The sequence below is a fragment of the Bosea sp. NBC_00550 genome (assembly GCF_026020075.1).
Classification (GTDB): domain Bacteria; phylum Pseudomonadota; class Alphaproteobacteria; order Rhizobiales; family Beijerinckiaceae; genus Allobosea.
In genome coordinates this window covers 4919028-4939667 of sequence record NZ_CP102772.1, presented here as the reverse complement: position 1 = coordinate 4939667, position 20640 = coordinate 4919028, and the positions used below count along the sequence as shown (strand labels likewise).

19 protein-coding genes are annotated in these 20640 nt (G+C 66.0%); 7 read left to right on the top strand and 12 right to left on the bottom strand.

Annotated features, from left to right (window positions below; genetic code table 11):
* Nucleotide 1: 1 nt before the first annotated feature.
* A complete protein-coding gene (pbfA, locus tag NWE53_RS23455) occupies nucleotides 2-1363 on the bottom strand; it encodes a (R)-1-hydroxy-2-aminoethylphosphonate ammonia-lyase (protein WP_265051734.1) in 1362 nt (453 codons plus the stop codon).
* A 129-nt stretch (nucleotides 1364-1492) separates the two neighbouring features.
* Here pbfA and NWE53_RS23450 point away from each other — a divergent pair, with 129 nt between their 5' ends.
* Nucleotides 1493-2362 (top strand): LysR substrate-binding domain-containing protein, encoded by an 870-nt coding sequence (locus NWE53_RS23450; RefSeq protein WP_265051733.1) that lies wholly within the window; start codon nucleotides 1493-1495, stop codon nucleotides 2360-2362.
* Nucleotides 2363-2378: 16 nt separating this feature from the next.
* On the opposite strand, the gene NWE53_RS23445 is transcribed toward NWE53_RS23450, so the two are convergent.
* From NWE53_RS23445 to NWE53_RS23415, 7 genes are all read right to left on the bottom strand, one after another.
* Complete coding sequence (locus tag NWE53_RS23445; RefSeq protein ID WP_265051732.1) at nucleotides 2379-3116, bottom strand: metallophosphoesterase family protein; 738 nt, start codon at nucleotides 3114-3116, stop codon at nucleotides 2379-2381.
* 73 nt (nucleotides 3117-3189) lie between these two features.
* Nucleotides 3190-4905, bottom strand: coding sequence for a putative 2-aminoethylphosphonate ABC transporter permease subunit (locus NWE53_RS23440; RefSeq protein ID WP_265051731.1), 1716 nt, complete (start codon nucleotides 4903-4905; stop codon nucleotides 3190-3192).
* Nucleotides 4902-5993: a putative 2-aminoethylphosphonate ABC transporter ATP-binding protein gene (locus NWE53_RS23435; RefSeq protein ID WP_265051730.1), complete on the bottom strand. Its 1092-nt coding sequence runs from the start codon at nucleotides 5991-5993 to the stop codon at nucleotides 4902-4904. The genes NWE53_RS23440 and NWE53_RS23435 overlap by 4 nt, the downstream gene beginning before the upstream one ends.
* A gap of 131 nt (nucleotides 5994-6124) precedes the next feature.
* Complete coding sequence (locus tag NWE53_RS23430) at nucleotides 6125-7144, bottom strand: putative 2-aminoethylphosphonate ABC transporter substrate-binding protein (protein ID WP_265051729.1); 1020 nt, start codon at nucleotides 7142-7144, stop codon at nucleotides 6125-6127.
* 109 nt (nucleotides 7145-7253) lie between these two features.
* On the bottom strand, nucleotides 7254-8705 hold the full coding sequence (phnY, locus tag NWE53_RS23425) for a phosphonoacetaldehyde dehydrogenase (protein ID WP_265051728.1): 1452 nt from the start codon (nucleotides 8703-8705) through the stop codon (nucleotides 7254-7256).
* Nucleotide 8706: 1 nt separating this feature from the next.
* The gene (gene phnA / locus NWE53_RS23420; RefSeq protein WP_265051727.1) at nucleotides 8707-9960 is read right to left on the bottom strand and encodes a phosphonoacetate hydrolase; all 1254 of its coding nucleotides are present in this window, start codon (nucleotides 9958-9960) and stop codon (nucleotides 8707-8709) included.
* An 11-nt stretch (nucleotides 9961-9971) separates the two neighbouring features.
* Nucleotides 9972-11117 carry a 2-aminoethylphosphonate--pyruvate transaminase gene (locus NWE53_RS23415; RefSeq protein ID WP_265051726.1) on the bottom strand — a complete coding sequence of 382 codons (1146 nt, stop codon included), beginning with the start codon at nucleotides 11115-11117 and terminating at the stop codon, nucleotides 9972-9974.
* A gap of 108 nt (nucleotides 11118-11225) precedes the next feature.
* Here NWE53_RS23415 and NWE53_RS23410 point away from each other — a divergent pair, with 108 nt between their 5' ends.
* The gene (locus NWE53_RS23410) at nucleotides 11226-12104 is read left to right on the top strand and encodes a LysR substrate-binding domain-containing protein (RefSeq protein WP_265051725.1); all 879 of its coding nucleotides are present in this window, start codon (nucleotides 11226-11228) and stop codon (nucleotides 12102-12104) included.
* Nucleotides 12105-12281: 177 nt separating this feature from the next.
* On the opposite strand, the gene phnE is transcribed toward NWE53_RS23410, so the two are convergent.
* From phnE to psrA, 4 genes are all read right to left on the bottom strand, one after another.
* Nucleotides 12282-13085 carry a phosphonate ABC transporter, permease protein PhnE gene (gene phnE, locus NWE53_RS23405; protein WP_265051724.1) on the bottom strand — a complete coding sequence of 268 codons (804 nt, stop codon included), beginning with the start codon at nucleotides 13083-13085 and terminating at the stop codon, nucleotides 12282-12284.
* Nucleotides 13086-13103: 18 nt separating this feature from the next.
* Complete coding sequence (gene phnC / locus NWE53_RS23400; protein WP_265051723.1) at nucleotides 13104-13916, bottom strand: phosphonate ABC transporter ATP-binding protein; 813 nt, start codon at nucleotides 13914-13916, stop codon at nucleotides 13104-13106.
* 30 nt (nucleotides 13917-13946) lie between these two features.
* Nucleotides 13947-14825, bottom strand: a complete 879-nt coding sequence (gene phnD, locus NWE53_RS23395; RefSeq protein ID WP_265051722.1) for a phosphonate ABC transporter substrate-binding protein — start codon at nucleotides 14823-14825, stop codon at nucleotides 13947-13949.
* A 77-nt stretch (nucleotides 14826-14902) separates the two neighbouring features.
* Nucleotides 14903-15994 (bottom strand): iron-containing alcohol dehydrogenase PsrA, encoded by a 1092-nt coding sequence (gene psrA / locus NWE53_RS23390; RefSeq protein WP_265051721.1) that lies wholly within the window; start codon nucleotides 15992-15994, stop codon nucleotides 14903-14905.
* 109 nt (nucleotides 15995-16103) lie between these two features.
* On the opposite strand from psrA, the gene NWE53_RS23385 reads away from it, so the two are divergent.
* The 5 genes from NWE53_RS23385 (at nucleotide 16104) to NWE53_RS23365 (ending at nucleotide 20617) form a co-directional block, all read left to right on the top strand.
* Nucleotides 16104-17024 (top strand): LysR substrate-binding domain-containing protein, encoded by a 921-nt coding sequence (locus tag NWE53_RS23385; RefSeq protein ID WP_265051720.1) that lies wholly within the window; start codon nucleotides 16104-16106, stop codon nucleotides 17022-17024.
* A gap of 258 nt (nucleotides 17025-17282) precedes the next feature.
* Nucleotides 17283-18218 carry a LysR family transcriptional regulator gene (locus tag NWE53_RS23380; protein ID WP_265051719.1) on the top strand — a complete coding sequence of 312 codons (936 nt, stop codon included), beginning with the start codon at nucleotides 17283-17285 and terminating at the stop codon, nucleotides 18216-18218.
* A gap of 145 nt (nucleotides 18219-18363) precedes the next feature.
* The gene (locus NWE53_RS23375; RefSeq protein WP_265051718.1) at nucleotides 18364-19074 is read left to right on the top strand and encodes an SDR family NAD(P)-dependent oxidoreductase; all 711 of its coding nucleotides are present in this window, start codon (nucleotides 18364-18366) and stop codon (nucleotides 19072-19074) included.
* A gap of 11 nt (nucleotides 19075-19085) precedes the next feature.
* Nucleotides 19086-19337 (top strand): tautomerase family protein, encoded by a 252-nt coding sequence (locus NWE53_RS23370; protein WP_265051717.1) that lies wholly within the window; start codon nucleotides 19086-19088, stop codon nucleotides 19335-19337.
* Between the two features lie 83 nt (nucleotides 19338-19420).
* Nucleotides 19421-20617, top strand: coding sequence for a YbfB/YjiJ family MFS transporter (locus NWE53_RS23365; protein WP_265051716.1), 1197 nt, complete (start codon nucleotides 19421-19423; stop codon nucleotides 20615-20617).
* Nucleotides 20618-20640: the final 23 nt, after the last annotated feature.

The following is a 20640-nucleotide window of genomic DNA, read 5'->3' as shown; positions in this document are numbered from 1 at the left end:
CTCAGCCCGCCAGGATAGCCTGCTCGACGATGCCGAGCGCCCAGTCGAGCTCGGCGCGGGTAATCACCATCGGCGGGGACAGGGTCAGCACGTTGCCCTGGCTGATCTTGAAGCTCAGGCCGGCTTCGAGGCAGCGATAATAGGCGCGCTCGGCCAGGCCATTGTCCGGCGTGAAGTCGTTACGGTCGGAGACGAGTTCCACGCCGAACAGCAGCCCGCGCCCGCGAACGTCGCCGACGGCCGGGCAGCCTTCACCGAAAGCCCGCAGCCGCGCCATTGCATATGCGCCGAGTTCCGCGGCCCGCTCCGTCAGCCCCTCCTCACGGATGATGTTGATCGTCGTCAGGGCCGCGCGGGTGGTGACCGGGTTCTTCTCATGGGTGTAGTGGCCGATGGCGTAGCCTCCGGCGACATCGAGCTCGCGCCGGGCGATGACGGCGGCAATCGGCAGGATGCCGCCGCCCAGCGCCTTGCCGAGGACGACCATGTCGGGCTCGGCCTCGTCATGTTCATGGGCGAAGAAGCGCCCGGTCTTGCCGAGCCCGGTGGGGATTTCGTCGAAGATCAGCAGCGTGCCGTGCCGGTCGCAGGCCTCGCGCACGCTTTTCCAGAAGCCGGGTGCCGGCGGCGACGGCGTGGCGCGCATCGGCTCGGCGACGACCGCGGCAATATCGCCCTCCTTTGCCAGCACATAGGAGATCATCCGGGCGCAGGCGCGGGCCGATTCCTCCAGGCTGTCATGACCATAGGCGCAGTTGCGGCTGCCCCAGGGCGCGACATGCTCGGCGCCCGGCAGGAGGGGGCCGGCGATGCCGGAGCGGAAGGTCGCCTCGCCACCGACGCTGGAAGCTCCGAAGCCGGCGCCGTGGAACGCATCCCAGAAGGACAGCGTCTTGAACCGGCCGGTCGCGGCGCGGGCGAGCCGCAGCGCCACCTCGATCGCGTCCGAGCCGCCGGTGGTGAAGAGCACCTTGCCGAGACTGCCCGGCGCCAGCCGCCCGAGCGTCTCGGCGAGCTCGACTGCCGGCTCGCAGGTGAAGCGCCGCGGCGCGAAGCTCAGCGCATCGAGCTGCGCCTTGATCGCCTCTTTCAGGCGCGGATGCCCGTAGCCGATATGGTGGACGCTGTTGCCGTGAAAATCCATGTAGCGGCGGCCATTGGTATCCTCGATCCAGATGCCCTCCGCCTTCGCGATGGCGGTCAGGCAGGGGCTCGACAGGCTCTGATGCAGGAAGGCGTTCGCGTCCCGCGCCAGCAGGTCCCGCGTTCCGGTATCGGTGATGGCCGCCGTCCAGCCGCTGCGCGCAACAGAGGTATTCGACTCGCCTTCGGTATGGATGATCGTGGCGGTTCCGGCCTGCATGACGTGTCCCTTGTCGCGGCTCTCGCGGCCGGTCGAGGGTGAAGATGGCCGATTTCCCTTCGATCTGAAAAATCGTTAATTCAGATGCTATTATAAATTTTGACGATACATCGCTTCCGGACATTTTCCATGCGCTACGTCCAGCTCCGCGCCTTCCATCATGTCGCGATGGCCGGCGGCTTCTCGAAGGCGGCGCAAGCCCTGCACCTCACGCAGCCGGCAATCTCCGACCAGGTCAGGCGGCTGGAGGAGGAGTACGACGTCGCCTTGTTCAGCAGGAGTCACCGGCAGGTCGTGCTCACGGCGGCCGGCCGGCGATTGCTGGCCCTGACGCACCGGCTGTTCGGAGCGGAAGCCGAGGCGCTCGACATGTTGCAGGAAGAGCGCTCGCTGCGGTCCGGCGCGCTGCGCATCGTCGCCGACTCCGTCCATCACGTGCTCGACGTGCTGACGGCGTTCCGCGAGCGCCATCCGGGCATCCAGATCAGCATCTCGCGCGGCAATACCGGCAGCGTCGTCGATACGCTGATCGGCTACGATGCCGAGGTCGGCGTCCTCGGAGAGCTGGCCGATGACAGGCCGTTCGAGGTGCTGCCGCTCAACGTCTCGCCGATCATCGCCTTCGCCGCCCGCAGCCATCCGGCCGCCGGCCGGAAAAGCCTTTCGCTCGAAGAGCTCGAAGCCTGGCCGCTGGTGCTGCGCGAGCCGGGCTCGCGCACACGCCAACTGCTTGAGCAGCGCGCGGCGGAGCGCGGAGTCGCATTGCACTGCGCCGTCGAAGCGGAAGGGCGGGAGGCCGTGCGGGCGATCGTCGCGGCGGGTGGAGGCATAGGCTTCGTGTCGGCTGCCGAGTTCGGCGACGACGATCCTGCGCTGGTCCGGCTCCCGCTCGACGGCCCTCCGCTCGCGATGCAGGAGAAGTTGATCTGCCTGCACGAGCGCCGCAACAGCAAGACCATCAAGGCGTTCTTCGACATGGCGCGTGCGACGCGGACCTGACGGCGCCGCGCCGGTTTCAGCCCCCAGGCAGCGCCTGGCCCGTCCGCAGGGCGTAGGCCCAGTCCCGGCGGCCGTTCGCATCCGCCTGGCGCGCCGCCCTTTCCCAATCATAGCCGACGAGATGCAGTTCCGCCGCGATGCCCGCCCCGGTCGTGACCACGGCGCAACGGGCATGGGGCATGCCGCTCTCGGCGACATGGGCCGGCCCCAGCGAGTGGTAGGCCGGGTTTCCGACGCTGCCGGGGTTGAGGACGATGGTTCCCGAGCCCAGCCGCACCGTGCGGGCGAGATGGCTGTGGGCGCAGAGCATCAAGGGCGCCGCCTGCCCTGCCAGCCGTTCCTCGATGGTGGCGATCGGGGCCGGCAGGAGGCGGCCGTCCCGGACCTCCTCCATCAGATAAGTGTCGTCGCAGCCCGGGCCGGCATGAAAGCAGAATGCCTCTCCGAGCCTAAGCTCGACGGGCAGCCCGGCGAGCCAGCTGCGTGCATCGGCGTCGAGCGCGCGCCATGCGAAACCGTCGGACGCTCCGAGCCCCTCGGGCGATGGAGCACCGAGGGCACGATCATGATTGCCGCGGACATGGCTCATCCCGCGCGACCGGAGCAGCGCCACGGTTTCGGCCGGCCAGAGCGGGCCGGAGGCGCAGTCGCCGAGATTGACGATCCGGTCGACGCCGAGATCATCCAGCTTCGCAAGGACGGCCTCAAGCGCCAGCAGGTTTCCGTGAATGTCGGCGATGACGCCAAGGCGCATGTTTGGATCCTTAGCTGGACAGTCGAGAAAACGAAGGATCTATCTCGCCGTCCGCCCTGTCACGCCGGCACCGCTAGCGGTCGCGCCAGCGCTGCAGGCGGCCGAAGACAAGCCGGTCGAGGCCGGCATGGGCGAGCTTGACGGCGATGGCGGTGAGCATGATGACGCTCGCCATGCCAGCGGCGGAGGCCATCGCCCCGGCTTCGTCCATATGCACGATCGCGATCGAGGCGAGCTTGGTATCCGCGCCATAGAGGAAGATCACGGCGGAGACCGTGGTCAGGGCGTTGACGAAGACATAGACCGCGATGTCGAGGATCGCCGGCAGGCAAATCGGCGCGGTCACCCGTCGAAAGGTCGACCAGAACGGCACCTTCAGCGAGGCGGAGACCGACTCGAACTCGCCGTCGAGCTGCTTCAGGCTCGTCAGCGCCGTGATGTGCCCCACCGTGTAGAAATGCGCGATGGTGTTGATCACGAGGATCGTCAGCGTCCCATAGAGAAAGCCGAGCGGGTTCCAGTTCGCGTTGAAGAAGAAGACGTAGCCGAGGCCGAGCACGAGGCCGGGCACCGCCATCGGCAGCATCGCCAGGAACTGGGCGAAGGCGCGCAATTGCGGGAACAGCTTCACCTTCTCGATCAGATAGGCGCCGGTGAAGATCAGCGCCGTGCCGATCACCGCCGTCAGCGAGGCGAGCAGCAGCGAGTTGCCATAGGTGGCCCAGCCGTCGGGCTCCACCGCCGCGAAGTCGTAATTGCCCAGCGTCAGCGAGAGGTTGTAGGGCCAGTATTTGACGAAGGAGCCCCAGAACGCGATCGCATAGGGCCCGACGATGGCGAGCGCCATCACCGCGACGAAACCGAGCAAGGTGAGGTCCCGGCGCCGGTCCGGGCGCGGCGCATAGGGCACGGCCCGGGCCGAGAGCATTGCGCTCTGCCGCCGCTGGACCACGCGGTCTGCGAAGAAGGCGAGCACGGCCGGGACCAGCAGGATGATGCCGACGACGGCGCCCATCGGGAAGTTCTGCTGGCCGACGACCTGCCGATAGGCGTCCGTCGCGAGCACGCTGAACTGCCCGCCGATAACCTTGGGAATACCGAAATCGGTGATGACGAGGGTGAATACCACGAACGCGGCGCTGATCACGCCGTAGCGCGCACCCGGTAGGGTGATCGTGCGGAAGATCCGCCAGCGCGTGGTGCCCATCGCCTCGGCCGCCTCGCGCAGCCGCCCGTCGGACAATGCGAGCGCCGTGACGAGGATCAGCATGGCGTGGGGAAAGCTGTAGAGCGCCTCCGCGGCGATGATGCCGACGGGTCCGTAGAGCGAGGCGCCCATCATCCAGGATTTGAGGATGCCCTGATTGCCGAAGATGTAGATCAGCGCCAGGCCCGACAGGAGCGAGGGCGCGAAGACCGGGATCATCGCCGCGGCATAGAACAGGCCCTTGCCGGGGATGCAGCTCCGCCGCAGGGCATAGGCATAGAGAAAGGCGACGGGGACCACGATCGCCGTGGTTATGCTGGCAACGAACAGGCTGTTAGTGAGCGAGGAGAGCAGCGTCGGCGTCGTCGCATAGCTGACGAAGTTCGCCAGCCCGACGAAGCGGCCGTCGACATCCTCGAGGCTCTTGGACAGCAGCGCCCAGAGCGGCAGGGCGATAATGAGGACCAGCACGGCACAGAGCGCCAGGATCAGCGCCCCGGCGACCTGACGCTCGATGATGCGAGGCGGCGACACCTTCACGGCCGGCGCGGTCATGGCGAGCGGGCGAGCGGCGTCGCTCATCGTCCGCTCCCCGCAAAGACATGCAGGGCTTCCGGCGGGAAGGCGACCGCGCGCACCTGCCCGGGCGAGATGCCGAGATCACGCATCGCATTGGTCGAGAAATCGGCCGCGATGCGCGTCGTGCGGGAACCGGTCGGCTCCAGATGCGCCCGGCAATACGAACCGAGGAAGGCGAGATCGCCAATGCGCGCCTCGAAGCTGTTGGGCGTGTCGGCGGTGATGCTGCGGGTGCGGACCTCCTCGGGGCGCATGGCGAGCCGCACCGGCGTGCCCACCGCGAAGGGCGCGGCATTGGCGACGAGAAGATCGAGCTCATCGACACGCACACGGCCCGGGCCGGTGACGATCGCATCGAGAAATGTCATGTGGCCGACGAAGTCCGCGACGAAGGGCGTCGCCGGACGGCGGTAGATTTCCTCGGGGGTGCCCACCTGCTCGACGGCGCCGTTGCTCATCACGACGATGCGGTCGGCCATGGCGAGCGCTTCCTCCTGGTCGTGCGTGACCATGATCGTGGTCACGCTGAGACGCTGCTGCAGCGAACGCATCTCGTCGCGGAGCCTCACCCTGACCTTGGCGTCGAGCGCCGAGAGCGGCTCGTCGAGCAGGAGAAGCTCCGGCGAGGTCGCGAGCGCGCGGGCGAGGGCCACGCGCTGCTGCTGCCCGCCCGAAAGCTGGATGGGATATTTCTTCCCCTGATCCGTGAGGCCGACCAGTTCCAGAAGCTCGTCGGCGCGGCGGGCGATATCACGCGCAGGACGGCGGCGGTTGACGAGGCCGTAGCCGACATTGTCCGTGACCGTCAGATTGGGAAACAGCGCGTAGGACTGGAAGACGATCCCGAAATCGCGTTCCGCCGGGCTCGCGCGGGACACATCGCGCCCGCCCATATGGATGCTGCCGCTGTCCTGAAGATCGAGGCCGGCAATCGCCCGCAACAGGGTCGTCTTGCCGCAGCCGGAAGGGCCGAGGAAGCAGACGAATTCGCCACGACGGATGTCGAGATCGATGCTGCGCAGGGCCTGGAAGGCGCCGAAGCTCTTCGCTACCTTGCGGATCGAGAGAAAAGGGTTCGTGTTCGTGGTCATCGTAAAGACCTTCCTCTGAACGCCCGGCACTATGCCTGGAGGGCCAGCAAGGGCTTGAGTCCGTCACCCCCGCGCTTGCATAAGCCGTACCGCCCCGCCCGCTTCAGCGGGTCGGGGCGGTTTGGCAGCCTTCAGTTCTTTGGCGCGGCCTTGGATTCGTAGCGCTTGGACCATTCGGCGAGCACACGCTCACGATTATCCGCCATCCAGGACAGGTCGTTCTTGATCATCCCGGCTTCGGCGTTGGCGGGGTAGTTCGTCGGCTTGTTCTCGACGCCCGGCGCAGCCACGATGGCATAGGTCTTCGAGTAGAGCTCGTTCGCTTGCTTGGTCGTCGACCAGTCGGCGATCTTCTTCGCGACGGCGAGGTTCTTCGAGCCCTTGACGATGGCGCTCGCTTCCATCTCCCAGCCTACGCCCTCTTTCGGGATCACGACCTCGATCGGCGCGCCCTTGGTCTTCTCGGCGGCGCCGCGCATGTCGAGAGCCAGGCCGATGGTGCGCTCGCCGCGCGCCGCCTGGACGCAGGGCGCCGAACCCGAATGCAGATAGGCCGCGATGTTCTCGTGCAGCCCGTCCATGAACTTCCAGCCCTCGGCCTCGCCCATGCTCTGCAGCCAGCCCGCGACCATCAGATAGCCGGTGCCGGAGGACGCCGGATGGGGCATCACGATCTTGCCCTTGAATGCCGGGTTGAGCAGGTCCTTCCACGAGCTCGGTACCGCGACGCCCTTGGCTTCGGCGGTGTTGTAGCAGACGACGCCGAGATAGGCGTCCATGCCGGTCCACGTGTAGGGAGCGTTGCCGTCCCGGAAGACCGGCTTCAGCGCATCGGCGCCGGCAGGCTTGTAGGTTTCGAGCAGGCCGGCCTTCTCGAACATCAGCAGGCTCGACGCGGCGAGGCCCATCACCATGTCGGAACGCGGATTGTCCTTCTCGGCCAGGAAACGGGCCGTGATGACGCCGGTGGAATCGCGAACCCAGACCACTTCCGCGTCGGGCACGGCCTTCTCGATGGAAGCCTTGAACGGCCCGAGCTGGTCGTTCTCCAGCGCGGTGTAGATCGTCACCTTCGTCTTTTGTGCCTGCGCAGCGCCCGGAAGTGCGAGTGCGAAAGCGCCGATAACACAGGAAGCAAGCCAGCTCTTCATTGTTCTCATCCCCTCATTACGTTCAGTTTGGGCACTCTTCCGGCGCTTCATTCCCCTGGATTTGGAAAAGCCGGCGGGTCGAGCCGCCGGCTTCGGTCGTTCTTCGCCTTCAGGCGGTCCAGGGCTGGGACCAGGTCTTGACGTTGGTGAAGCTCTTCATGGCTTCGACGACGCCTTCCTTGTAGCCGAGGCCGGAATCCTTGATGCCGCCGAACGGGGACATCTCGATCCGGTAGCCCGGCACTTCCCAGACATTGACCGTGCCGACCTCGAGCTCGGCGATGAAGCGCTGGATGTAGTCGAAGCGGTTGGTGCAGACGCCGGAGGACAGGCCATAGGCGGTCGAGTTCGAGATCCGGATGACTTCCGCGATGTCGTCGGGCACCCGGATGATCGGGATCACCGGGCCGAAAGTCTCTTCGTGCACAAGTTCGCAGTCATAAGGAATGTGGTCGACCACCGTCGGATGGAACAGCGCACCCTGCGCGCGCTCGCCGTGGAGCACCTGCGCGCCCTTGCTCACCGCATCGTCGACGCGAGCCTGGAAAAGCGTGGCCGAGCGGGCGTTGATGACGCAGCCGACATCGGTCTCGGGGTCCATCGGGTCGCCGCATTTCAGCTTCCTGGCCTTCTCGACCACCAGCTTGGAGAAGGCGTCGGCGACGCTCTCGACGACGAGGATGCGCTTGACCGCGGTGCAGCGCTGGCCCGAGTTCTTGGTCGCGCCGGTGACGGCGAGCTCGGCCGCCTTGTCGAGGTCGGCATCCTCCATGACGATCAGCGGGTCGTTGCCGCCAAGTTCCAGCACGATGCGCTTGTAGCCGGCATGGGCGGCGATGTGCTTGCCGACCCTGACCGAGCCGGTGAAGGTCACCAGGTCGGCGTCGGGATCGGTGATCATCGCGTCGCCCATGGTCGAGGGGTTGCCGGTGACGACCGAGAGCATCTCCGGCGGCAGGCCGGCCTCGTAGAGCACGTCGGCTAGCGCCAATGCGGTCAGCGGCGTCAGCTCGGTCGGCTTCAGCACGAGGCGGTTGTTGGTCGCGATTGCCGGGGCCAGCTTGTGGCTGACCATGTTGAGCGGATGGTTGAACGGGGTGATCGCCGAGATCACGCCGAGCAGCGGCTGGCGCGTGGTGAAGATCTTGCGCGCCTTGCCGTTCGGCGAGATGTCGCAGGAGAACATCTCGCCATCGTCCTTGATGGTGAGTTGGGCCGCGAAGGACCAGACGTCATACGCACGGCTGGCCTCATAGAGCGAATCCTTCCAGCACAGGCCGGCTTCCGCCGTGATCAGCTTGGCGAACAGCTCCTTGCGGTCGCGCAGCAATTCGGCCGTCTTCTGCAGGATCTGCTGGCGCTCGTAGCGGGTCAGCTTCGGCTTGAACGCCTTCGCCTGGGCGAAGGCCTCGCGCACATGCTCGGGACGGGCGGCCGGGATCAGCCCGACCACGCTGTCGTCATAGGGGTTCTTGACCTCGAGCATGTCGTCGGTCGTGACCAGCTTGCCGGCGATGCGCATCGCCTCGCGCCGCACCGGCGGCCTCACCGTCGCGTTCATCTCAGTTCACCAGGTTCAGGGCGACGTCGAAGACGTCGAAATTGCGCAGGACCCGTCCTTCGGGGACGGTGATCGGCCGGTTGGCGATCATCGGCACACGCTGCTCGGTGATGCCGCCATGCGAGCGCAGCGGCTCGGTCAGGCCGGAGAGATCGTGCCTGTCAGGCGAGGTGCCGATGACCTTCTGTCGCGTCGAGACGACTACGACATCGCCGATCCGGTCGGCCGGCAGTTCGAAGCGCTCGCAAGCCTCGGCGGACGTCACCGCCAGCGCGATGCCGTCGAGGCCGGAGATGCGGGCCGCGACCTCCACCTGGTCAGCGCCATCAGGCAGGTAGACCGTGGCGAAGGAGCCGAGCGCGCCATGATGGACCACGTAAGGGTCGGTGATCGGCAGGATCACGCGCATCGTGCCCTTGCCATACCATTCATCCATCAGGCTCTGCAGGTAGACGACGTCCGGCTCGCCATTGGGCAGATGCTTGTCGTTCATGCCGTGGTCGGCTGTGATCACGAGCGTGCAGCCGAGCGCGTCGAGCCTGCCGACATAACCGTCGAACATGGCGTAGAAGGCATCAGCCATCTCCGAACCGGGCGCCGCCTTATGCTGCACATAGTCGGTGGTCGAGAGGTACATCAGGTCAGGCTTGAAGGTCTCCAGCAGCTTGACGCCGGCGGCGAAGACGAACTCCGAGAGATCGGCCGAATAGACCGACGGCACGGGCATCCCGACGAAGTCGAGCACGCTCTCGATGCCGTTCTCGGCCTTGTTGGCCTTGTCGGCCTTCTCCGAGGAGAAGGCGATGGCGGTGCCGGCCGTGAAGTCGAGGCCCTTGCCGAGCAAGGTGCGCAGCTTGTCCTTGGCGGTGACCATCGCGACCTTGAGGCCAGACTTCTGGAACTCGGCGAGGATGGTCGGCGCGCGCAGGAAGCGGGCCTCGTTCATCATCACCTCCTCCTTCGCCTCGCGGTCGTAGAAGAAGTTTCCGGCGATGCCGTGGACCGCCGGCGGACGGCCGGTGATGATCGAGAGGTTGTTCGGGTTGGTGAAGCTCGGGATCACCGAATAGGCATGCGTGCTCGCGCCCGTCCGCATGATCCGGTCGAGGTTGGGCGTCAGCCCCTTCGCGCTGGCAGCCTCTATATAGGCCGGCTCCGAGCCGTCCATGCAGATCACCACTGTCGGACGCTGCGGGCGGGCATAGCCCCGGCCGTTCGCGACGACATCCGATCCGACCTTCGAATGCATGTTCATCATCACCTCCCTCAAGCGGCCGACTTCAGGCCGACGCCCATCTCGGCGAGCACATCCGACACGGTGGCGACGAAGGCCCGCATGTCCTGAGCGCCGAGCGCCCCGATGCAGCCGATACGGAAGCTGTCGGCCACAGTGAGCTTGCCGGGATAGATCACGTAGCCGGCGTCCTTCAGCGCGTCGTAGAAGCGCTGGAAGACGAAGCGCTTGTCCTCCGGCATGTGGAAGGTGACGATGATCGGCGCCTGCCGCGCGGCCGGCAGCAGCGTGCGGAAACCGAGCCCCTCCATGCCTTCGATCAGGATGCGGGCGTTCTCGGCATAGCGCTCGCCGCGCCCGGCAACGCCGCCCTCGGCCCAGAACTCCTGCAGCGCCGCGTGGAAGGCGACGATGACGTGGATCGGCGGGGTGAAGCGGTACTGGCCGGTGCGCTCGAAACCGGCATGCTGGTCGTGAAGATCGAGCACGAGCGTGGTGGCGTTGCCCTGGGTCTCGGCGAGGGCGTTCTTGCGGGCGATGACGAAGCCGAGCCCGGGCACGCCCTGAATGCACTTGTTCGACGACGCCGCGACCGCGTCGAAATATATCTCGCGGCTGTCGAGCGGCAGGGCTCCGAAGGCGCTCATCGAGTCGACCAGCAGCCGGCGGCCATGGCGCTTGGCCAGCGCCGCGATGGCCTCGATCGGGTTTCGGATGCCGCTCGTCGTCTCGCAGTGAACCGCGAAGAGATGGGTGATGCCGGTATCGGTGACCAGCATGCGGTCGATCTCCGCCAGATCCGGCGGCGTGTCCTCGGCCGTCTCATGAGCGACCACCGAGCGACCCGCGATCTCCAGGATGCGCTTGGCGCGCTGGCCATAGGCGCCGTTGATCAGGACCAGGATCTTGCCGTCACGGGGCACGAAAGTGGTCAGCATCGCCTCGACGGCGAAGGTGCCCGAACCCTGCATCGGCACGGTGACGAAATCCGCTTCGCCATGGATGACCTTGGGCAGCTCGTCCATGACGGCCTTGTTGATTCCGACGAATGTGGCGTCGCGGGAGCCCCAGTCATGGACCATCGCCTCCTTGATGGCCTTGCTGGTCGTCAGCGGCCCCGGCGTCAGAAGCAGCGGATCGCCGGTCTCGGAGGTTGCGGGGCGTCGGACTTGGGCCATGGCGCGGTCTCGCTCTTGTTTCTTCAGCGGATGGCCCACGCTAGAACGCCGCCTTGACATAGGTCCAATACATCGTTTGCATGTCATCTATAGACAGGATCTATAGCAATGATCGTCAGTTATTCCGGCCTTGCCGCGTTCCATGCCGTGGCCGAAGCCGAGAGCTTCACCGGCGCGGCAAAGGCCCGCAATCTCAGCCAGCCGACGCTGTCGGCGCAGGTGAAGGCGCTCGAGGATGCGTATGGCGTGCGCCTTTTCGACCGGATGGGGCGGCACGTCAGGCTGACGCCGCTCGGCCAAAGCCTCTTCGTGATTACCGCACGGCTGTTCACCGCGCAGGACGAGGCGCAGGCGCTCCTGGCGGGCACGCGAACCCTGCAGCGCGGTCACCTGCGCATCGCGGCCGATAGCGCGACGCATGTCATGCCGGCCCTGGCCAGGATGCGCGCGAATTACCCCGGCCTGACCTTTTCCCTCACCATCGGCAACTCGTCCGAAGTGGTCGACCAGATCATGGATTTCGCGGCCGATGTCGCCATAACGGCCCGCCCGAACTCCGACCCGCGCATCTACAGCATCAAGCTGCGATCGGATCATCTGGTCGCGTTCATCGCGGCGGATCACGAGCTGGCGCGGCACGACAGCATCCCGATCGAGGCCTTTGCCGGCCAGGATATCGTCCTGCGCGAGCGGGGATCCATCACCCGGGAGGTTTTCGAGAACCGGCTTTCGATGGCCGGGGTCAAGCCGATGAACCTGCTCGAAGTGCAGTCCCGCGAAGCCGTCCGGGAGGCCGTCGCGGCCGGCTTCGGCATCGGTGTCGTCTTCGAAGCCGAGTTCAGGCCCGAGCCGAATCTGAAGCGGCTGATCCTGACGGGCGCCGATTTCAGCGTCGGCGAATATGTCGCCTGCCGGGCGGAGCGGCGGCGCCTCCCGCTGGTCCGGAGCTTCTTCGAGACGGTCCCGCAAATCATCGATGGGGTCTAGGCGACGTTCAAACCCGCTGCGGCGGCAGCGGGTTTGCGCCATGATCGGCAAGCTGCCGCTCATTCCGATCACGAGGCCCGAGCAGCGGCTGGCCGTCGCACTGCGGACGGGCATAAGTCCGCCCGCTTGCGCCCAACCCTCGGATGCAGGCTCAGATCGAAATCCCTGCCGCGCCGGTCAGCGGATCAGCGCCCGGACGCGAGACGAGACCAGGTCGGCCACCAGCACCATCGCGAGGATGACGAGGATGCAGGTGGCGGTGTCCTGGTACTTGAAGAGCTTCATCGAGGATACCAGCTCGAAGCCGATGCCGCCGGCGCCGACCATGCCGAGCACCGTCGACTGCCGGACATTGGTCTCCAGCCGGTAGAAGATGGTGCCGAGCCAGGTCGGCAGGACCTGCGGCAACACGCCGAAGAAGAAGGTCTGGAACGGGCCGACTCCGGCCGAGCGGAAGGCCTCCAGCGGCCCTTCGTCGATATCCTCCATCGCCTCGGCGAAGAACTTGCCGAGCATGCCGGCACCGTGGATGGCGAGCGCGAGCACGCCGGCGAAGGGGCCCAATCCGATAGCCGCCACGAAGATCAGCGCCAGGATGATCTCGTTGATGCCGCGCATGCAGTTGAGCAATTGCCGCGTCGCATGGAAGACGGCCGGGCTCGGGGTCAGGTTGCGCGCTGCGAAGAAGCAGATCGGCAGCGCCAGGACGACCCCGAGCAGGGTGCCCCAGACGGCGACCTGCAGGCTTTCGAGGGCCGGTTTCCAGAGCCGTTCGAGGAACTCGGGATTGGGCGGCGTCATCCGGACCAGGAAGTCCCACATATAGGGGATTCCGTTCCAGAGATTGGTCGCGTTGATCTGCGAACCGATCGCCGCCCACCAGAGGAAGGCGACGATCGCGAGGGATGCGAGCGCGACGCCCCACCAGCCGAAACGGCCTTGGGGCGGACGCATGACGAGTTGCAAGCTACCGAATGACATGGCCGGATCCTGTCTCGTTCAAGCCGTCGCGACGGCGACCATGGGGGTGATGACTGCGGGCTGCGGTGCGGGCCGCGGCTTCAGCACGCGGCTGATGCCGGGATCCTCCAGCCCGGGGTAGATCTTGTGCACGATCTCCGTCGTCAGCTGGTCCGGCGTGTCGTCGAAGATCACCTTGCCGCCGCTCAGGCCGACGATGCGTTCGCCGAATTCGACGGCGTAATCGACCTGATGGAGGTTGCAGATCACCGCGATGCCCTCCTCCTTGCAGATCGCCTTGAGGTAACCGAGGACGACGCGGGAGGTCTTCGGATCGAGGCTGGCGACGGGCTCGTCGCAGAGGATCACCGCCGGCTGCTGCGCCAGCGCGCGGGCGATGCCGACGCGCTGTTGCTCGCCGCCCGAGAGCTGGTCGCCGCGCGAATTCGCCTTATGCGGCAGCTCGACGCGCGCCAGCGCCTCCATCGCGATCTCGACGTCCCGTTTGGGGAAGAGCTGCAGCATGGTGAGGATGGACGACAGGCCGGCCATGCGGCCGACCAGCACGTTCTTCAGCACGGACAGGCGCTTCACCAGATTATGGTGCTGAAAGATCATCGCGACGGGGCGCGAGCCCCGTGCGCGGCGCTTCGCATCGAACACCATGCCGTCGATCACGGTTCGCCCCGCATCGGGCTGCGCGAGGCCGTTGATACAGCGCAGCAGCGTCGATTTGCCGGCGCCGCTCGGGCCGAGAACGACGAGGAATTCCCCGGCCTTCACGGTGAGGTCGATACCCTGCAGAACGGGGCGCCCGGCATACGACTTCTTCAGGCCTTCGATCTTGATCATCCGAGATCCTCCGCCGGTCGCGCTGGGCGACTACTTCATCTTGACCAGGTCGAGCTTCAGCACCTTGGCCGTGTCTCGAATGATGTCGTAGGCTTGGTCGTTGGTCTCGACGAAGCGGTTGAGCTTGCCCTGATCGGCCCAGGTGATGTCCCGGATGTTCAGGAAGGCGCCCTTGATCTGCTGCTTCAGATCATCGGGCAGGTTCTTGCGCCAGCAGGTCGGCGACTCCGGAATCGGATCGGAACGCCAGACGACGTGGATGTCGGCAGGATCGACCAGCTTCTTCTGTACGGCCGCATCGAAGATGCGGTCCGCGATCGTCGCGGCGTCGACCCGCTTGTTCGCGACGGCGAGCGCATTCGCATCATGCGAACCGGTGAAGAGCACGCGCCCGAAATCCTTCTCGGGATCGAAGCCGATCTTCATCAGCCCGGCCTTGGGGAAGAGGTGCCCCGAGGTCGAGGACGGATCGACGAAGGCGAAGGTGCGGCCCTTCAGGTCCTTGACCTCTTTGATGCCGCTGTCTTTCCGGGTGATGATCTGGCTGTGGTAGAAGGTCCGCCCGGATTTCGCCGTTTCCGCCGTGGCGAAAGCCTCGATCGGCGCCACCGTCGTGCCGAGCACATAGGAGAACGGTCCGAGATAGGCGACGTCGACATGGCTCGAGCGCATCGCCTCGATGACGCCGTTATAGTCCGAGGCGACGAAGCCCTGGACCTTGATGCCGAGATTCTTCTCCAGCGCGTCCAGAAGCTGCTGGCTGGATTCGAGCATGGCGCGCGAATCCTCGGAGGGAATCAGGCCGACCTTGATCAGTTTCGTCTGGGCACGGCCGATGTTCGGCATGGCCAGCGCAGCGCCTGCTCCGGCGAGAGCGCTCGTGATGATCTTCCGACGCGATATGTTCATGTCATCCTCCCAGATGAGCCGGTGGTCTTTGACCTTGCCGGTGAACGAAGGGCGCGATTGCCCGGATCTGCGAAATGTCAGGCTGCTTTGGCGGCCAGTTTCCCGATGAAGTTGCGCCCGCGCTCGCCTTGCATGGCCTTGTCGACCAGACGGTCCCATTCGGCCGGCGAGACACCGTAGGCGGCGGGGTCCGTCCTGACGCCCAGACCTTGCAGGAAAGCATCGAGCCGCTCGGCGCCCTGCTCCAGATCGGCCCCGAAGACACGGCGCAGCGCCGCATCGCATTGCGGCTGCACGCCGGTCGCCCAGCGCATCACGATCGGCAGCGAGAAGGAGCAGGCGATGCCGTGGATCGTGCCGCTCTTCAGCGTAATGTCGTAGGAGATGTTGTGGGCGAGCGCCGTCTTGGTGTTCGAGAAGGCGAGGCCCGCCAGCAGGCTGGCACGCATCTGTCGCGCCCTGAGCTCGACGTCGTCGAGCCGCTCCAGCAGGCGCGGCAGGGTATCGATGATCTCGCGCGCGGCCTCGACCGCGTAGTTGGCTGAAACCGGATTGCCGTTGACGTTCCAGATGCTTTCGAGCGCATGCGACAGGGCGTCGAGCCCGGTCGCCAGCGTCAGGCCGCGGGGTGCGCCGACAGTCAGGACCGGATCGAGCACCGCCGTCTCGGGGTAGAGCCGCGGATGGGCGAGCGAGTACTTGCTGCCGTTGGCCGAATCCCAAACGGTCGCCCAGGAGGTGACCTCGCTTCCGGTTCCCGCCGTCGTCGGCACGGCGATGATCGGGACGATCGTGTCGGCGTCGAGGGGCACCTTGTCGACGAGATGGCGCCGCACCGTTTCGAAGTCGCCGCCGCTGGCGGCCAGCACCTTGGCCGCATCGATCATCGAGCCGCCGCCGAGCGCGACGATGACCTCGGGCACCTGCGAAGCCGCGCCGAATTGCCGGCAGGATTCGACCAGATCCGCGCAGTCCGGGTTGGTCTCGATGTTGCTGATCGTGACCACCGGAGCGCCGGCAGCCTTCGCGAGGCGGGCGGACAATTCGTGGAAGATCGGCTGGTCATAGGTAACGAGCGCCCAGCGCCGGGTGCCGACAAGCTTCGCGACCTCATCGAAGAGGCCAGACCCGAACCGGATCTTCACGGGATTCCAGTACGCCCAGCTCATGCCTTCCGCCCTCGCTACAGGTGCCTTGCCGACACCGTTTCGAGGATGCTCACAGAGCTCATCCATCATAACAAATTGATTTTTTGATCTCTATAGATAGAAATTTGCTATGCGTTATACCCAGCTGCGCTCCTTCCACAATGTCGCGAACGCCGGAGGCTTCAATGCAGCAGCCGAGACGTTCAACATCAGCCAGCCGACCCTGACCGCGCAGGTCGGCGCGCTGGAGGATGAGTTCGGCGTCGAGCTCTTCGTCAAGCGCGGCCGACGGCGGGAACTCAGCGACACCGGCCGCCAGCTTCTCGCCATCACCACCCGCCTCTTCGCCGAGGAGGCCGAGGCGCTCGCCTTCCTGTCGGAAACGCGCGAACTCCGGACGGGCCGTCTCTCGATCAGCGCCGTCGGCCCGTTTCACGTCACGGAGATGCTGGCCGCCTTCAATCAGGCCTATCCGGGCATCGAGCTTGCGGTAAAGATCGGCAATTCGACCGAAGTCCTGGATGACCTCGCCAGCTACCGATGCGACGTCGCGGTCCTCGCCTATATCGACGAGGACGACCGGCTGCTGACCATTCCGTATCGGCGCCATCCGGTGGCGCTCTTCGTCAGGCGCGATCATCGCTTTGCCGACCGCAGCAGTATCCGACTGACGGAGCTGGAAAGTGAGCCGATGATCGTCCGGGAACTGGGTTCGACGACCCGCCGCGCCTTCGAGAACGCCCTTGCCAGGACGAACACGAAACCACGACTCGTGATGGAGATCGGCAGCCGCGAGGCGGTGAGGGAGGCGGTCATTCGCGGACTTGGCATCAGCTACGTCTCGGAAGCGGAGTTCGTGCCCGATGAGAACTTGCGGCTGATCCCGATCGAGGGGGCCGAAGTCTACACCTATGCGCATGTCGTCGTGCTGAAGCAGCGGGAAGCCAGCCGGGTCATTACCGCCTTCCTCACCGTTGTCCGCGGAATGAGAGAGATGTTCGACGCCGCCGCGCGCATCAATCGACAGGCACGCGCCGATCGGCTGCCATGATCGCTCAGACGACCGCGCGCTCCAGCGATGGCCATCGCGGTCCTCTGCAACGGTCGTTGGGGGGCCGGTGCACATCGATGTGGAGTGGATCTCGGGCAGCGTTTCGCAGGCCTCAACGCGCTGCTGGCGACCGTGCCTTCCTCATCGCCTCGGAGTTGCACCGCCTTTGCTGCCGATGACTGCAGCAGAGCTCATACCCAGCGCGTCTTCGATCGCCTAAATTGACTCGGCTTGATCTCACGAGGCTTCTGACACCGCATGGATCGCATAGAGGCGATGAAGGTCTTCGTTGCCGCCCTGGATGAGGGAAGCCTCGCCGGTGCGGGGCGTCAGCTCGGCAGGTCGCCGGCGGCCGTGAGCCGGGCGATCGCCTTTCTGGAGCGGCAGGTGGGAGCGACGCTGCTCCACCGCACCACGCGCGCCATCAAGCTCAGCGAGATCGGCGAGCGCTACGCCGCCGCCTGCCGCCGCATCCTCGTCGACCTGCAGGAGGCCGAGGCCATAGGGGCCGGCGAACGGGCCGCGCCGCGCGGAACCTTGACGATCACGGCGCCTACGGTCAGCGGCGAGGAGATCCTGCGCCCGATCATCGACGCCTATATCGAGGCTTACCCGGCCGTATCGGTCAATCTCGTCCTGTTCGCGCGCAGCGCGAACCTGATCGAGGAGGGCATCGACATCGCCTTGCGCGTGCTGGAACTGCCGGATTCCTCGATGACGGCCATCCGCATCGGCGGTGAGGTGAGGCCGGTGATCGTGGCCGCTCCGCGCTATCTGAGTCAGCATCCCCGCATCGACGAGCCGGGTGACCTGACCCGGCACAGCATCATCGCCTGCACCGATTTCGGGCGAGATAGCTGGGTCTTCTCGCCGCCCAAGGGCGGATCCATAGCGCGTTCCGTTCAGTTCAAGCCACGCTTGATCGTCAACAGCGTGCGGGCGGCTCTCGGCGCCGCCGTCGGCGGGCTGGGTGTCACCCGTCTCCTCACCTATCAGGTCGCCGAACGCGTTCAGGACGGCTCGTTGCAGCTCCTGCTGCGGGGGACCGAACCACCAGCCAGACCCGTGAATCTGCTGCTGCCGCAGGGGCGCTCGACGGTTCCCAAAGTCCGGGCGTTCCTGGATTTCGCGGTACCGCGACTGCGGGCGGATTTTGCACGGCTCACGGCAGAAGCGGTCGCGCTGGACGACTGACCCGGACATTCTTCCACTTCAGGGAAGAATGTCTACCGTACGGCGGGCATTCAAACGATCCGCGAAACCTCCAAAATGATCCTCACCGAACGAGATGGGCTGGGCACCAGCCATCTCCTTCACAGGCGGAGGCCAGAGGATCATCATGAGCAACGAACGGAAAGTCGCCATCGTCACCGGTGCCTCGCAGGGCATCGGCGCCGGGCTGGTCAAGGGATTTCGTGACCGCAACTATCGCGTCGTCGCAACGTCGCGCTCGATCAAGCAAAGCGGCGACGAGGATATCCTGGCCATCCCCGGAGATATCGCCGATCCCGCGACGGCCGAGGCCGTGATCCGCGAGGCGCTGGCCCGCTTCGGGCGCGTCGACACGCTGGTCAACAATGCCGGCCTCTTCATCGCCAAGCCCTTCACCGACTACACGCTCGCGGATTTCGAGAGCAAGATCGCGACCAATCTCGCCGGCTTCTTTCACATCACGCAGCAGGCCGCGGGCATCATGCTGAAGCAGGGCTCGGGCCATATCGTCAACATCACCACCAGCCTCACCGACCATGCGATCGCCGGCGTCCCGACCGTGCTGGCCAACCTGACCAAGGGCGGGATCAACGCGGCGACGAAGGCGCTGGCGATCGAATACGCCGGCAGGGGCATCCGCGTGAATGCGGTCTCTCCGGGCGTGATCAAGACGCCGATGCACGCGCCGCAGACGTATGAATTTCTGGCCAACCTCCATCCAGTGAAGCGGATGGGCGACATTCGGGACGTCGTCGAGGCCGTGCTGTTCCTGGAGGGCGCCGGCTTCGTCACAGGCGAGATCCTGCATGTCGATGGCGGCCAGAGCGCCGGGCACTGAGGGAGACGGCCATGCCGATCGTCACCATACAGGTCACGCAGGAAGGCTCCAGCCCCGGCCGCGCCTCTGTCACGGCCGAGGAGAAGGCGCAGCTCATCGCCGGCGTCAGCCAGCTTCTGCTCGACGTACTGAACAAGCCGCTCGACTCGACCTTCGTCGTGATCGAGGAGGTCGAGCTCGATAACTGGGGCTGGGGCGGCTTGCCTGTCCCGGAATACCGCAAGCGGCGCGCAGCGAGCCAGACTCGCCCTACCGGGGCTTGAACGCCCCTACCCGCGCGGCTCGGCATCGAACGGCCGAGCCGCCGGGCGGCGACTTGCGGAGCTGACCATCACGGAGAGTATCGATGTCTCGCAATGACCGGACAACCGCCCTGGCCGGTGCGCTGGTGCTGGCGATCGGCATGGGTTTCGGGCGCTTTGCGTTCACCGGCCTCTATCCCCTGATGGTCGCCGAGCGGCAGATCAGCGTCGAGGCAGGCTCATATGCCGCCTCGGCCAACTACGCCGGCTATCTGATCGGCGCATTGCTGCTGAGCCTGTGGCCGACCCGCTCGAGCCGGGCGATGTGTGCGCTGGCGGTGCTGACGACGGCCGCCTTGCTCGCCCCGCTCGGCCTGCCCTTGTCTTCTCCGCTCGTTATCCTGGTTCGCGGCCTGGCAGGCGTCTCGAGCGCGATCGCCATGGTCGCGGCGGCGCAGTGGCTCCTTCACGATCGCGGCCTTTCCCATCAGGCCGCGACACTTTTCGCAGGCGTCGGAATCGGCATCCTGCTTTCCGCGGAAATCATTGCAGCCGGGCACGCCGCGGCGCTGCCAAGCCGATGGGTCTGGCTCCTGCTGGGCGGGGTGTCGCTTGTTCTAGGATCGGTCGCCTTGTGGCTTCAGTCCCGGGCGGAACGGGACGAGCCGCCGCCGACCTCCCATGCGACCGCGATCGGCGGCCTGCTCGGGCCCTACCGGCTGACAATCGTCTATGGCCTGGCGGGCTTCGGCTACATCGTCACTGCAACCTACCTGCCGTTGCTCGTGCGGAATGCGCTGGGCTCGGTCGATCCGGCGCATATCTGGGCGCTCTTCGGCCTGGGCGCCGTGCCGTCCTGCTTCCTCTGGCACGCGCTGCATCGGCGCTGGGGCAGCAACATCAGCCTCGCGGCGAACCTGGGCGTGCAGGCTGTCGGCGTTGTCCTGCCGGTGCTGCATCATCCCGTGGCCTATGTCGCCAGCGCCCTCATCGTCGGCGGAACCTTCGTCGGCACCGTCACGATCGCGCTGCCGGCGGCCCGCAAGGTCGCAGCGCTCGTCCGGTTCGACATGATCGCCGTGATGACGCTCGCCTATGGTGCAGGGCAGATCGCCGGCCCCTTCGTTGCGAATGCCCTCTATCTTTCGACCGGTTCCTTCGACGCTTCGCTTCTCCTGGCCGGCCTCGTCCTGTTGACTGCGGCTGCACTGAGCCTGCCCAAGATGGAGCCTCGACGGGTCGACCTGGCGGAGACGGCCGCTCGGGAGGCTGCGATGCGGGCGACATCGAGCCCCGCCTGAGATCATGGATGTGTCCGAACAGG

What these genes read in the sequence shown, in the direction of transcription:
- phnA (WP_265051727.1), bottom strand. Translation starts at nt 9,960, where the DNA reads ATGAACATGCATTCGAAGGTCGGATCGGATGTCGTCGCGAACGGCCGG.
- NWE53_RS23375 (WP_265051718.1), top strand. Translation starts at nt 18,364, where the DNA reads ATGAGCAACGAACGGAAAGTCGCCATCGTCACCGGTGCCTCGCAGGGC.
- phnY (WP_265051728.1), bottom strand. Translation starts at nt 8,705, where the DNA reads ATGAACGCGACGGTGAGGCCGCCGGTGCGGCGCGAGGCGATGCGCATC.
- phnC (WP_265051723.1), bottom strand. Translation starts at nt 13,916, where the DNA reads ATGATCAAGATCGAAGGCCTGAAGAAGTCGTATGCCGGGCGCCCCGTT.
- phnD (WP_265051722.1), bottom strand. Translation starts at nt 14,825, where the DNA reads ATGAACATATCGCGTCGGAAGATCATCACGAGCGCTCTCGCCGGAGCA.
- phnE (WP_265051724.1), bottom strand. Translation starts at nt 13,085, where the DNA reads ATGTCATTCGGTAGCTTGCAACTCGTCATGCGTCCGCCCCAAGGCCGT.
- NWE53_RS23430 (WP_265051729.1), bottom strand. Translation starts at nt 7,144, where the DNA reads ATGAAGAGCTGGCTTGCTTCCTGTGTTATCGGCGCTTTCGCACTCGCA.
- NWE53_RS23440 (WP_265051731.1), bottom strand. Translation starts at nt 4,905, where the DNA reads ATGAGCGACGCCGCTCGCCCGCTCGCCATGACCGCGCCGGCCGTGAAG.
- NWE53_RS23410 (WP_265051725.1), top strand. Translation starts at nt 11,226, where the DNA reads ATGATCGTCAGTTATTCCGGCCTTGCCGCGTTCCATGCCGTGGCCGAA.
- NWE53_RS23435 (WP_265051730.1), bottom strand. Translation starts at nt 5,993, where the DNA reads ATGACCACGAACACGAACCCTTTTCTCTCGATCCGCAAGGTAGCGAAG.
- NWE53_RS23445 (WP_265051732.1), bottom strand. Translation starts at nt 3,116, where the DNA reads ATGCGCCTTGGCGTCATCGCCGACATTCACGGAAACCTGCTGGCGCTT.
- pbfA (WP_265051734.1), bottom strand. Translation starts at nt 1,363, where the DNA reads ATGCAGGCCGGAACCGCCACGATCATCCATACCGAAGGCGAGTCGAAT.
- NWE53_RS23370 (WP_265051717.1), top strand. Translation starts at nt 19,086, where the DNA reads ATGCCGATCGTCACCATACAGGTCACGCAGGAAGGCTCCAGCCCCGGC.
- NWE53_RS23385 (WP_265051720.1), top strand. Translation starts at nt 16,104, where the DNA reads ATGCGTTATACCCAGCTGCGCTCCTTCCACAATGTCGCGAACGCCGGA.
- psrA (WP_265051721.1), bottom strand. Translation starts at nt 15,994, where the DNA reads ATGAGCTGGGCGTACTGGAATCCCGTGAAGATCCGGTTCGGGTCTGGC.
- NWE53_RS23380 (WP_265051719.1), top strand. Translation starts at nt 17,283, where the DNA reads ATGGATCGCATAGAGGCGATGAAGGTCTTCGTTGCCGCCCTGGATGAG.
- NWE53_RS23365 (WP_265051716.1), top strand. Translation starts at nt 19,421, where the DNA reads ATGTCTCGCAATGACCGGACAACCGCCCTGGCCGGTGCGCTGGTGCTG.
- NWE53_RS23415 (WP_265051726.1), bottom strand. Translation starts at nt 11,117, where the DNA reads ATGGCCCAAGTCCGACGCCCCGCAACCTCCGAGACCGGCGATCCGCTG.
- NWE53_RS23450 (WP_265051733.1), top strand. Translation starts at nt 1,493, where the DNA reads ATGCGCTACGTCCAGCTCCGCGCCTTCCATCATGTCGCGATGGCCGGC.